Origin of the sequence: Devosia epidermidihirudinis (assembly GCF_000971295.1) — a bacterium.
Taxonomy (GTDB): domain Bacteria; phylum Pseudomonadota; class Alphaproteobacteria; order Rhizobiales; family Devosiaceae; genus Devosia; species Devosia epidermidihirudinis.
The window spans coordinates 75,574-89,179 of sequence record NZ_LANJ01000011.1 but is presented as its reverse complement, the minus strand read 5'-3'; the positions used below and the strand labels follow the sequence as shown (position 1 = coordinate 89,179).

At 60.9% G+C, this 13,606-nt stretch carries 6 protein-coding genes; 1 reads left to right on the top strand and 5 read right to left on the bottom strand.

Features of this window, described 5'->3' with window-relative positions; all coding sequences use genetic code 11:
• Positions 1 to 15: 15 nt before the first annotated feature.
• The 5 genes from WH87_RS03380 to WH87_RS03360 all read right to left on the bottom strand — a co-directional run bounded on the left by WH87_RS03380 (position 16) and on the right by WH87_RS03360 (position 4,723).
• Positions 16 to 906 (bottom strand): MurR/RpiR family transcriptional regulator, encoded by an 891-nt coding sequence (locus tag WH87_RS03380; protein ID WP_046138491.1) that lies wholly within the window; start codon positions 904 to 906, stop codon positions 16 to 18.
• Positions 907 to 942: 36 nt separating this feature from the next.
• The gene (locus WH87_RS03375) at positions 943 to 1,743 is read right to left on the bottom strand and encodes an ABC transporter ATP-binding protein (protein ID WP_046138492.1); all 801 of its coding nucleotides are present in this window, start codon (positions 1,741 to 1,743) and stop codon (positions 943 to 945) included.
• Positions 1,736 to 2,725 (bottom strand): FecCD family ABC transporter permease, encoded by a 990-nt coding sequence (locus WH87_RS03370; RefSeq protein WP_156458047.1) that lies wholly within the window; start codon positions 2,723 to 2,725, stop codon positions 1,736 to 1,738. The genes WH87_RS03375 and WH87_RS03370 overlap by 8 nt, the downstream gene beginning before the upstream one ends.
• A 23-nt stretch (positions 2,726 to 2,748) precedes the next feature.
• Positions 2,749 to 3,729 (bottom strand): FecCD family ABC transporter permease, encoded by a 981-nt coding sequence (locus WH87_RS03365; protein ID WP_046138494.1) that lies wholly within the window; start codon positions 3,727 to 3,729, stop codon positions 2,749 to 2,751.
• 64 nt (positions 3,730 to 3,793) lie between these two features.
• A complete protein-coding gene (locus WH87_RS03360) occupies positions 3,794 to 4,723 on the bottom strand; it encodes an ABC transporter substrate-binding protein (RefSeq protein WP_156458046.1) in 930 nt (309 codons plus the stop codon).
• A gap of 644 nt (positions 4,724 to 5,367) precedes the next feature.
• Between WH87_RS03360 and WH87_RS03355 the strand changes: the two genes are divergently transcribed.
• On the top strand, positions 5,368 to 13,602 hold the full coding sequence (locus WH87_RS03355) for a DUF7507 domain-containing protein (protein WP_046138495.1): 8,235 nt from the start codon (positions 5,368 to 5,370) through the stop codon (positions 13,600 to 13,602).
• Positions 13,603 to 13,606 lie beyond the last annotated feature (4 nt).

The window sequence follows — 13,606 nt, the reverse complement described above, 5'->3', positions numbered from 1 at the left end:
CAGAGGCAGGACACACTACTCGAATTTGCTGCGGAGCTGGTTGAGCTGGTCGTGCGTCTGCGCGGCGCGCTCAGGATTTCGGGCCGAGAAGCGGAAGGTCAGGAGATCGCCAATGACCATGGCCCCGAGAAGCCAGCTGGCGAGCTTTGAAGCGACGGCAACCGAACGCAGCGCTACTGCGACGTGGTCGCGGTAAAGTTCATTCAGTTGGGCACCGGAAACCAGAATAACCGACACGTCCATGGACCCTGCATGCGCAATCAACGCCGCGACATCCTTGCGCCGGGTGGCGGCGTGAAAGAGCACGATGCTGTCGCCGGGCCGCAGGCCGATCATGGAGTTGGCCAGGTCAAAGCCACTGCTCGACACGACGTGTGTGACCAAACCCGCGCGCAGCAATCCCGTGGCGAGATGGCGTGCCGGCTGCTCGGCGACGCCAATGCCGACGCACCAAATGGCGCCGGACGTCTCGAACAGCGCGACCGCTTGCTCGATGGCAGCAGGATCAAGCGCTTCGCGCGTCGACTCCAAAATCTCCTGGGCAGCATCAAACACGGCATCCCGGGCGGCTTTCGCGTCGGGCGCGACGGATTTGATCTTGTGATTGAGACGTGCACTGGGCGCGGTGTGAGTGGCAATTGGCCGGTTGACCAGTCGCTTGAGCTCCGGGAGCCCTGAAAAGCCTAGCCGACGTGCGGTGCGGATAACCGTCGCATCGCTTGTGCCAGTGGCGAGTGCGATCTCGCCTGCGCTACGGAAGGCGAGATCGGCAGGGGCAAGCGTCAGCAGGTAATCGGCGATCAGGCGCTCGGATCGGGACAGGGTGGCCGCCGTCGCATCGTAGTGTCGCTTGAGGAGAGCCGACGCCTGCGCGACGCCCGAATCCGCATCAGTGTGGTCAATCATGAGCCTTGCCTAACATGGGACTACGCGTTCGTCGCGCTATGCTGACGCGGGAAGCGGCAGGCAGAGCGGCGTTCCATCCGATGGGTGCGGCACGACCAGAGCGCTGACGCCAAAGACGGTCCGGATCAATTCTGGGGTCAGCAGGTCCTGCGGCGCGCCAGCGGCGTGGATACCCCCATTGGCCACGGCGATGATGTGGTGGGCGAACTGGGCGGCGTGATTGAGGTCATGCACAACCATCACCACGGTGCGTCCCTGTTCCCGATTGAGTTGCCGCAGCAGTTGCAGCACTTCCATCTGGTGGGCGATGTCGAGATAGGTCGTTGGCTCGTCTAGCAGCAGGATCGGGGTTTCCTGCGCCAACGCCATGGCGATCCAGGCGCGTTGGCGCTGCCCACCCGAGAGACGGTGTAGCGCGCGATCTGCCAGATCGGTCAAGCCAGCCGCCGCAAGGGCTTCATCCACAACCGTTTCGTCGTGGTCGCTCGTGCGCGCAAGGAGTGGCTTGTGTGGGTAGCGGCCAAAGCGGCAGAGCTGGCGAACCGTCAAACCATCGGGCGCGACGGGGCTTTGCGGCAGCAGCGCCATGACACGGGCCACTGCCTTGCGCGGGCTCTGGATGATATCCTTCCCGTCGAGCAGCACAGTCCCCATGACAGGGTCAAGCACATGGCCAAGCGTGCGCAGCAGGGTGGATTTACCCGACCCATTGGCACCAATCAGCGCCGTGATCTTGCCGTTGGGAATACCCAGCGAAACCTGATCGAGCACAGCGCGGCCACCATAGCCGACGCTCAGCGCAGCCGCTTCTAGACGGTCCTGTTGGATATCAGCCACGACGGCGTGCCTCCCAAAGCAAAAGAAAGAACAGGTAGGGCCCGCCAATAACCGAGGCGACGATGCCGGCAGGAATTTCGTTCGGCAGCGCGACAAGCCTGCCAATCAGATCGGCCAATAGCAGCGCAAGCGCCCCGGTCAGCGCAGTGGCAGGCACGAGATGGCGTGCGCGCGGGCCAACCATCAGGCGTGCCACATGCGGCGCCAGCAGGCCCAGAAAACCGATGCTGCCGACGCTGGCAACGGCACCAGCCGTCAGGGCGACAGCCGTCAGTACCAGTCCGGCGCGGACGACATTGGGTGATAGGCCAAGGCTTTTGAGCGTGTCGTCGCCAAAGGTGGAAACGTCGAGCATCATCGCCAGAATGACCACTGCGGGCAGGCACGCCAGAAGCCAGATAGACAGGGAGATGATGTCGGCGACCGTGCTGCCATAAGTGCTGCCTGCAAGCCAGACCATGCTCTGATCGATGCCACGCGGATAGCGGACCATGAGGAACTGCATGACCGCCTGCGCTAGGGCGCCCAGCGAAACGCCGACGAGCGCGAGTGTGGTAATGCCGCCGCCCAATCCCCGCCCGATGGCAAGAAGCAGCAGCGCCACCAGAGCTGCACCCAGGATCACGCCCGCAGGCACGCTCCAGACGATCCAGGCAGGTGGCGTGAAAATGAGGGCCAGCATGGCGCCGAGTCCCGCGCCCTTGGTGATCCCGACCACGTCTGGCGAAGCGATGGGGTTGCGGAGAGCGACCTGTAGGAACAGGCCGGCGAGAGCCAAAGCCGCACCGGAAAGAATGGCAATGACCACGCGGGGCAGGCGGTACTGGCTGATAATGAAGGCATCTGGCCCACCAAAAAGGCCAGCGACAACGCGGTCCAAGGAGAGTGGAACCGCGCCCAGCGCGATGCTGATCAGCGCGAGAACCACCACCAGGAGGCCCAGAGCGATGCAGACCAGGGTGGTGCGCCAGGGTTGAGACATTTGGGGCTGTGTCAGTGCCATGCTCATTGGTTGCGGTTTCTCCACGTGATGGGCAGGAAGGCGGGGGCGCCTAGAATTGCGGTAATGATCCCCACCGGAAGCTCCGCCGGATAAGCGACGAGCTTTCCACCCAGATCAGCGGCAACCAGCAGCAGAGGGCCAGCGGCGACGCTAAGGATGAGGACGGTGCGCTGCTCCTCCCCCACGAGGGTGCGCACGATGTGGGGAACCATCAGGCCAACGAAGCCGATCGGTCCGGCAACCGCCACAGATGAACCCGCCAGAATAACGATCAGTGCCGAGGCCAGTCCGCCTGTGCGGCGGGCATTTTGGCCGAGCGACATTCCAGTACTGGTGTCCAGCGCCAAAAGCCCGAAATGGTGTCCGCCAGCGATGGCGACCACTATGCCCACCAGACTGAACGGCAGGATGGTCCAGACTTTGCTCCATTGCGCCGTGGTGACCGAGCCAGCCAGCCAATAGACAATATCGGCAGATGCATTATTGGCGATGAGCACGGCTTGCACCATCGCAGCCAGCACCAGTTGCAGCGCGATCCCGGCCAAAGCCAGTTTGAGTGGCGTGATGGCGTTGGAAAGAGACAATATCCACATGATCATGCCGATGACGGCAGCGCCGACAAAGGCCGGCACAACGGTCGAGCCGCCGGAGAGGCCGGGGACAGCGATGACCGCGACGACAATAGCCAGCGCCGCGCCGCCATTGATGCCGAAGGTCTGGGGAGAAGCGAGGGGATTGCGGGTCAGCGTCTGGATAAGCACGCCCGCGACCGCCAGGTTTGCACCCACGAGCACCGCTAGCAGCACACGCGGCAAGCGCACTTCCCAGATCAGCGCAGTTTCCACCGAGGTGTCAGGCAGAAATAGCGCGCGCAGAGATTGCTCAACACTGAAGCCTGCGGCTCCAACCATGAGATTACCAACTGCAGCCGCGAATAGCAGCGCCAGTATAAGGGCAAACAGCCAGGTGGGACGGAGGTGCATACGCGCGCTCCATCCCGTGTCTGGTTGATAGGGGGCCGCAGTAAACGCCGCCGCCCCCTTGTCCTTATTGGACATTGAAGACCTTGCTCAAAACGTCATTGGCGATGAGTTCGGCGGTGCGCAGGTCGCGGAAGCGGGCATACTGGTTGCGGTTGACCTCGAAGACGAGACCGTTCTGTACGGCTGAAATAGCCTGCCAGGCCGAATTGTCCTGCACCTGGTTGAAGATGGTGCCACCCGGATCGGTCGCGACCAGCAGCACGTCAGGATTGATGGCGACGAGGCGCTCAAGGCCTACACCGCTTTCGACAGGTTCACTGGCTTCAAGTGCGGTCTTCACGCCGATCGCGGCAAAAATGGAGCCGCTGAACGAGGCAGAGGTGTGCAGCGACCAATTGTCGGCAGTGGCAACCGCGAGCATGAAGCGCTTGTCATTGGCGGGGATCTTGGACGCAATTTCTGCCATCCGCGCATTATGGTCAGCCACAACCTGCTCGCCCTTGGCCTTGTCGCCGATGGCATCGGCGATGGTGACCACTGCCTGCTTGATGTCCTCGTAGCTACCGTCCCAACTGTTCAGGACGATGGTCGGAGCAATGGCGCTCAGTTGTTCGTAGATGGCGCCGTGGCGGCGCTCGTCGGCAATGATGAGATCAGGCTGCAGCACGCTGATCAGTTCGAGATTGGGTTCGAGCCGCGTGCCGACCGAGCTGTATTCGATGGTCTTACCCAGGTTCTGCTCGATCCGCTCGGGCTGGTTGTCGTCGGCTATGCCGACCGGAACGATGTCCAGAGAATCCAGCGCCTGCACGAAGGAAAACTCAAGGGCGACGATGCGCACAGGCTCGCCGGTGATAGTGGTCTCGCCCAGTTCATGGGTGATCGTACGGGTGTCCTGCGCCTGGGCAGCAATCGGCGCTGACATGGTGAGTACAGCCACCGCGAATGCGGGGCGCAAGGCTCGCATCAGGCGAGCGGAAACAAGGCCAATCATGAGTGTCTCTCGGCGGCGGAGCCGCAGTCCTGGGCATGACCCCAGCGGTCACGCGTTGCCCTCACTACACATATGAAACTCACATTTCAATATATCCTGCATCTAAAAGTCATGTTTTATACGCGTGCTCTGATATCGTCCGATTTGAAAGAAGAGGGCGGCGCTCAAACGATCTACCTCCCCAAAGTGAGTCGCTCAGCCAACGGAAGGGGTAGGGGGCTAACATCCCGCCGTGCACGGCCCAATGATTCCCTTCTCAGGCTCACAAACGGCCGTCTGCCAGACCTTGAGAAATCAATGAATGCGGCACCAAGGGAACCAAAACGACAGAAAGCGACAACGGCAACAGAGCTGAAATGAGCCGACTCAACTCGTCGATTCCTCGACGCTCTGACCGTGGCACTTATCGCCCTATCTGTGGGCTTTCGGGGACGAAATTGCTCGTTGATATCAGCTGAAATTGGCGGACTATGAAGGGGTGCGCGCGAGCGATTTCCGGCTCATTTGTCAACATTTTTTCCTTGTAAATTCGATACTTAGGGTCGCGCCATTTACAGTTGAGTAACTGTTTCCATTCGCGTATGCGCACTCCAATGCCCGCCAGTTCTGGAGGTGCAAACCTCTGACTGCGTTGGAATGCAAATATGAAATCAACCCCCCTGTCGCCTCGCTTCCTGCGGGACAACAACGCTGCTGGCGATGCCATTGGCAAAGGGGTGAGGGGGGCGTGGGCGGCGAGGGCTTTCAAGGCATTCGCACTGTCCGCCCTGCTGCTAGGCGCCGGTACTGCGGCAGCCACCGCGCAGACCGGCTGGGTGGTCAATATCGACAATAGCGGCTTTTCTCCGCTGCCCGCCGGTGGGCAGGCGGACTACAAAGTCAGCATCGCTAATAGCGATAATTATCTGGCGCCCGCGTCGACGGTGGTGTTCACAATTCCGGCGAACACAGTTTTCACCGGCGTTTCCAAACTCAGCAATTGTTCACCAGCAGCGGGCGGTGCGCCGAGTGCGACACCATTTGCGGTCACGTGCGATTTGCCGGCGATCCTGCCCGGTACATCGACCGATTTCATCGTCGGCATGCGCCACATGCAGGCTGGCACCACTGAACTGAAGGCAAGCGTGCCCACTGAGCCGGGTGTCGCGAGCTTCACGCGCAAGACCACCGTACATGAAGGGGCGGACCTGAGCGTCGCGCTGACTGCTGCGCCGTCGCCACTGCAAGCTGGCAAGATCGTAACTCTGACCGCAGTAGTCACGAACCAGGGCCCGCACGCATCCAAGAACGGCAAGGTCGTGCTGACGCTGCCGACGGGTCTATCCGGATCCGGCGTTGTGATGCCACCCAATTGCTCGATCGCTGGTAATCTCATCAGTTGCGACCTTGGCGACATGGCTCCCGATCAAGTGCGGAACCTGGAGTTCAGCACGCAGGTCATTGCCGCGGAAGCGTCGACTGCAACTGCCTCCGCGCAGGTCATTTCGGGAACACCGCGCGATCCAAATAACGCGAACGATAGCGCCGTCGCCGAAATCGAAATTCTCGAGGGAATGGACGTCAGCCTGCGCAAGTCGCGCTCACCAGCGGGCTTGTTGCTGTTGGGGAACACGGCCACGTTCACGCTAGAGCCTCTGGTGGCGGGTCGTGTTCCAACATCGGCAACTATCACCGATAGCGTGCCCGCAAACTATCGCATTCTGTCGGTCGATGCCGGGTCAGGCTGGGAGTGTGAGGTCACCGGGCAGGATGTTTCCTGCGAGTATACCGCTGCAACTGGTTCCAACTATCGCAAGCCAATCACGATTACGACCGAAGTGGTCGATGTCGGCCTTAAGGTCACCAATACCGCCGACATTACCGCGGTTGGTGAGAATGCTGGTGGGCATGTCAACAACAGCGCCAATGATGGCGCGGCGGACATTGTCCTCCCCAAGATCGATATGGTCGCCAGCAAGAGCACCCCGGACCGGGGGCTGGTCACCGTTGGCAACTCGTACGACTTCAACCTCGGTGCCCGTAATGATGGCAATGCTCCGCTGGCTGAACGTCTTACGATAACCGACATGTTGCCGGACGGACTGGTGATCGAGAGCGTGAATGCTCCGGGCTGGATCTGCTCGCCCATGCCGGTCGTCGGGCCGCTCGCCATGACGTGCTACACCGACAAATACGTGGCCAATCCACTTTGGCCTGGTCAGTCGATTGAGCCCATTGTCGTCACCGCCAAGGTGACCAAGGAAGGGACGTTTAACAACGGCATGCTGGTGTCGTTTGACGGCTATTTGACCCGCGACCCGTTCCCCGGTGACAACACGGCGTATAGCGGCGGTCTCACCAGCGCGAATAACGACAAGTGGGCCGACCTGCAGCTCAAGAAGTCCGTGGTTGGCGCAGCAACCGTGTTGGCCGGTGAAGAAATCACCTTCCGTCTTGAAGTGGTCAATGTCGGTCCGGCCGAAGCTAAAGACGTCCACTTGTTCGACGAACTGCGCGACATCGTTGCCGAGAATGGCGGAGCGCCTGGCCCGATCAGCTTCACACCAACGGGCGGCCTGCAGTGTAGCGAGAAGGTTGGGTCCGCCTATTCGCGCATACTGTCCTGCGAGATTGCGACGCTGGCGAAGTGCGAGAGCGGCAAGGACTGCCCCTATGTCGACGTAACCGTGCGGGTAGGCAGTGTTGGCGTCAAAAAGAACGAGGCCAATGTCTATTCGCTCGTAACGCCAGATCCCGAAACCGATAACAACATCGACGACGCGGAGTACACGGTTACGCCGCGTACCGACGTGACTGTCACCAAGGCGTCGACGGCCGTAGCGACTGGTGCCGCTGTTGGGCAGGAGTTGACCTATGTCATCACCGCCCTCGTACCCAATAACGGGCTAAGCCCTGCACAAAACGTCGTTGTCAAAGACATCCTGCCCGATGGCGTGCGGTTCATCAGCGCGACGCCTAGCGCTGGCGCCTGCACCATGGGATTGGCGTCCGGAGAAATCGTGCCGAATGCGGCAGGCGACAACTCGATCACCTGTTCCCTGGGAACGCTGGCGAACGGTAGCCAGCAGACCATTACGGTGGTGGTGGTGCCGACGATGAGCGTCATCGATCAGGACATCGAGAACCTGGCGACCGTCTCGACGACCACGCCGGAGATAGACAGCGACAACAACGAGGCCAAGGTTAAGGTCCGCATCACGAAGCCGGCGCTTGATCTGGAAATTCAGAAAAAGGACGGTCCTGATCCCGTAGAGATCGGTACGGACACGACCTACGTGATCACCGTGATCAATTCCGGCCCATCCGAGGCCACGGACGTGACCATGGTGGACACGCTACCGACCAGTGGGCTGGCCAATCCCCGCATGGTTTTGCCCTTGCCAGCGGGGTGGAGCTGCACGGTAAATGCAGTTCCCGATACGCCAGGCGGAAACGTTACGTGTCGAGCCGATCGCGTCGCCGTAGGCGCACCGGTTGAGCTGAGGATGTTGATGAAGGCAGTGGAGCGCAAGCGCCACACCAACCAGGTGGAGCTGAGTTCGGCTGAAAGCCGTGCCGGATACGACACAGACACGACCAACAACACATCCAACGAAGACACCACGGTGCGCGTTCGCGCCGATATCGCCGTGACCAAGACACCGACGACTCCAGACGGGACCGGCGTGGTCGACCTACGCCAGGAGTTTTACTGGGACCTTGATGTAACCGCGCTGTCAGGCGACGGGCTGGATGTTGCCGAAGGTGTGGTGCTGACGGATACTTTCCCGGCCGGGATGGTCCTGACTCGGATTCCGCAAATCCTGCAGCCCAGCGCTAACCGCGTTTGTGTCGGAGGCATCGGCGATAGCGCCATAACCTGCCAGCTCGACGAGATCGCTCCCAGCGAAACCGTAACGGTGCGTGTCTGGGTCAAGATCATTTCCATTGCTACACCGGGCGACAGGGTGGTCAACACGGCCACCGCAACGACCCAGTCTTTTGACAAGAACCCGAGCAACAATACCGACGTTGCCGGTACCGTCACCACGGTCAAGGCGACGTCGATTAGTGGCACCGTGTTCCGGGACTTCAATAAGGACGACAAGCTGACCGCCGAGCGCGACACGGGGATCGCTGGTGTCTCTGTCATCGTCTCGGGAACGTCGTCGCATGACAACGCACCGATCACCATGCCCGCAGTTCTGACCGACGCGGCCGGGCGCTACACCGTCCCCAATTTGCCTCCAGGCACCTACACGGTGACCTATACGGCAGCTTCAATCACCGAGCCGCATCTGGTTCTCGGGAAGTCTGTTCTGGGCTCCGACTCCACCGGGGCGGGCGCTGGTCAGATCGTTGACCCGCGGACAATCAGCGGAGTTGTCGCGACCACCGCCACGGGTGGGACGAACTACAATTTCACCATGATCCCAACAGCCCGTATCGGCTTGGCCAAATCGGCAAGTGCGCCGGTGTTCCAGGCGGATGGCAGCTACAAGATCGACTACACGCTGACGGTCAAGAACCTGTCGCTCGAGCCTCTGGTGGGGGTCGAGATCACCGATGATTTTACAATCGCCAATCGCAATTTCGGCAATTACTCCGCCGCAGCGGGCACGCCGCCGGAAGGGCATTACAGTGTCTCGACGGTGAGCACGACGTTAACCGATGCAGCCAAACCAGCCTTCACCGGCCAACCCGGCTCCCAGATTCTGGTGAGCGGCGGCAGACTGGCCGCAGGCGCCAGCGCAACGGCTACCTTTACCCTCCATATCAATGCTGCAGTGCCCCGTTTGCAGGGCCTGACGCATACCAATCAGGCTGTGGTCAGCGGTGCGGGGGAGTATTCCGGCCAAACCTCGACCGATAACCCCCAGCTCAGAGATCCGTCCAACAACGGCACCAATGTCGATCCCAACAACAATGGTATCGCCAACGAGCCGAGCGACAACGTTGAGACGGTTGTGACGCCGAACTTCGCCCCGGCCATAGACCTCAAAAAGACGGCGCAACTGACGTCGAGCGGCGCGTCGCCGGATGTGAATGACCAGGTCACTTACACCTTCGTCGTCACAAATACCGGCAAGACGCCGCTGATCGACGTGAGGATCACCGATCCTTTGCCCGGCTTGTCGGCGCTGAGCGGAACCATTCCCCAGCCTCTGCGGCTTGAGCCCAATGGCAAGGCGACCTTCACGGCGACCTATGCGCTCAAGCAGGCCGATCTAGACAACGACGTGCTCAATAACACCGCGACAGCTGTGGGGCAGTGGGGCGTCAATGGCGGCGGAGTAGCACAAACTGTCGTCCGTACCGGTCAGGCCAAGGTCGAGGCGTTGGCCAAGCCCGGGCTGACGATCGACAAGTCGATTTCCAGCAGCACGATCACCGATCCGAGCGTGCTCGGCCAGACGATCACCTATGCCTTCCTGGTGACAAACACCGGCAACACCAATCTGCGCGACGTGAAAGTGGTTGATCCGCTGCTCCCGGGCAATTCGGCGTTGACCATCGGATCGTTGCCACGGGGAACAAGCACGACTGTGTTTGCCACCTACACCATCAAGCAGGCAGATCTGGACCGAGGTCGGGTCGATAACACGGCCTATGCCACTGGCGTCTACGGTCCGACGGGCTCGCCCAAGACCACGAACAGTGCGACCGACAGCGAGACCAAGCCGGTCTTTCAATATCCGTCCGTCGTCCTGACCAAGACAATCGATCCGGCGTCGGTTCCGTCTGAGCCCCGTGACGGTGCCAAGCTCACCTGGACGGTAACAGCGTTCAATGACGGCAACGTCACGCTGAAGACGCTCAAGCTGACCGACCCCATGCCTGGTGCGGTGATTACGCCGGCTCAGCACGCGAGTGTGGCGCCGGGCCAAACCGTCACCTTCAAAGTGGTGGCGCCGATTACCCAGGCCCAGATCAACACCGGCGAGGTAGACAATCAAGCCACGCTCAACTTCGAAACTCCGGCTGGGCCGGGAACGCCTGTGCAGGATGACGAAACAACGTCACTGCCTCAGGTGCCACGTCTCGAGCTGACCAAGCTGATGATCTCGACGGTCGATGCACCGCTGGTTGCCGGCGACACGCTTCGCTACCGCTTCACCATCAAGAACACCGGCAATCTGGCGCTGAGCAACATCACGCTCGATGATGATTTGCCTGGCTTCGTGATGGATGCCGCCTCAGCGGCAGCCTTGGCGACAGCCGTCCTGCAACCGCAGAACGCCGCCAATTCCGTGCCGGCCGCCAACAGGCAAATTGTGGTTGAAGGCAGCCTCGTGCTGACGCAGACCCATATTGATGACGGCAAGGTCGACAACACCGCGACGGCAGAGGGTTATCCAACCGCCGGACCGACCAATGTGCCGGTGACGGACACCGATCAGGTGACGAGTCCGCTCGTTCGTGCGCCGCAAATCCGGTTGGTGAAAACTATCCTGGACGCACCTGCGGGCGCCGCGCGGGCTGGCGATGTCGTGACCTATGGCTTTGCCATCCACAATACCGGCAACGTGGTGCTGAACAGTGTCGTGCTGAGGGAGCTGCTCGTTGGTTCGGTTATCGTCAATCCAACTGGATGGACCGGCCCAATGCTGCCGGGCGACATCAATGATGACGCCATTACCGCAACTTATGTGCTGACACAGGCCGATATCGACCGTGGCTATGTCGAGAACTCTGCTGAGGTCGAAGGCATCGGCTTGGGGCCGACTGGAGCCCCCACGACGGTCAAGGACATCTCCGGAACGGCGGTCGGTAATGACACCGTCACACGGCTGCCAATCACTGCTGAGCCGGAGCTCCAGATCGTCAAATCCATTGTCGAAAAGTCGCTGAGCACCCCGCCCATGCCGGGCGATACCATCGACTATCAGTTCGTGGTCACCAATACTGGCAACCTGACGATGCGCAATGTGAGGATCAACGATCCATTGCTCTCGGCAACGTCACTGACCCTTATTGCGGTGTTGGAGCCGGGTGAGGCCAATGCCGTTACCTTTGGTCCAGTGCGCTATTCGGTCGTGCAGGGCAACATCCAGGCTGGCCACGTGACCAATACGGCAACGGCTTCCGGGGAGTACAGAAACCCGGTCACCCAGGTCGATGAACTCATGTCGGCGCCGTCCAACACGATTGTCGTCCCGTTGGAGCAGGTGCCCGGTATTGCCGTGGTCAAGGAGGCCGTAGCTGCGCTGAATGACCCGACCACTGTCGGCGAGCAGATCGAGTACTACTTCCGCGTCACCAACACCGGCAATCTGACCCTCGATGGCGTCACCGTCACCGATCCGTTGCCGGGTCTGCCGCAGTCAAGCTTCCCGGTTGGGACTCTTCTGCCCGCCCAGACGCTGACTGTTGGGCCGATTGCCTACTCGATCGTCCAGTCCGATCTGGATCGCCGCTATGTGCTCAATCAGGCAGTGGCCACGGGTACCTACGACATTGGTAATGGCCCTGAACCCATTACCGACCTGTCAGGCCCGACGATCACCACCGATGAGGAGTTGGTCGTACCAATGCTGCCGATCCGGCCCGTGCTTGAAATCATCAAGCAGGCCAGCTTTGTCGGCGATACCAGCTACGCCCTGGTCGGGGACCGGATCGATTTCACCTTCGAAATCTCCAATCTGGGCAACGTGCCGGTAGCCGATGTTCGGCCAGAGGAAGTCTCGTTCACGTTCGGCGGAGTCCCTGCCGCAACGCCGTTGACTGACTTCGTGCCGGCCTCGGTCACGCTAGACCTCGGCGAGTCGCAGATGTTCACGGCCAGCTATGTGCTGACCCAGAGCGATCTCAATGCCGGCGCCGGAATGCCCGATGGCATGGAAAACATCGCGCAGGCGGTGGGCGTGGCCCAAGGTGCCATCCCAGTAACATCACCAACTGATACGGCGGTGCTGACGCTCAGTCCGCAGCAGCCCAGCGATGTGGTGATCACCAAGACCACCAAGCGGCCGATCATCCATCGCGGCGAAACCGTGCCCTTCGTTATCGAAGTCCGCAATAATGCGCTTGGCAATGCCGGCAAGGTCACCATCGTTGATCGCATCCCATCGGGCTTTGTGTTCGTCGAAGGCTCGGCCACGGTTGATGGTGTCGCCTTCGTGCCCACCGTTACCGGCAATGAGATCAGCTTCGCCGCTCTGCCGCTCAATGCCTTGCAGCGCATAGAGATCGGATTGGTGTTGCAGGCGTTGCCGGGCACTCCGCCTGGTCGCTACCGCAACGTGGCGTTCGGCTTCGACGAAATCGGCGCTGACCTAGGTTCCCAGGGGGAGGCGACGGTCGAGATCGTCCCAGATGCCGTGTTTGATTGCAGTGATGTGATTGGCACCGTGTTCAACGACCTCAACGGCAATGGCTATCAGGATCAGGATGAGCCGGGCATTCCGGGCGTTCGTCTCAGCACCGCGCGCGGTCTGCTGGTCACGACCGATGCGTTCGGGCGTTATTCGATCCCCTGCGCGGCGCTGCCCGATTCCAATATCGGCTCCAACTTCGTGCTCAAGATTGATACCGGCACGCTGCCGACCGGGTTCGCGATGACTACGGACAATCCGGCAATGGCCCGGCTCACAGCCGGCAAGATGGTGGAGATGAATTTCGGTGCGCAGATTGGCCGCCAGATCCGTCTGTCGCTGGACAATGGCGCATTCGTCTCGGGCTCCACGGCTCCGTCCGTTGAACTTGAGAGTGGCATCGAACAGCTGATCTCCATCCTGGTGGAGCAGCAGGCTCGCCTGCTGATCGTCTACGAGGCCGCTGGCGATCGTCAGGTTTCCGGCCCACGCGTCAGCACTGTTGTCAACACCATCCGGGAGCGCTGGCGCGCTGTCGGAGCGCCTTACACCCTCGTCATCGACACCAAAATTGAGGAGTGGTGAGGCC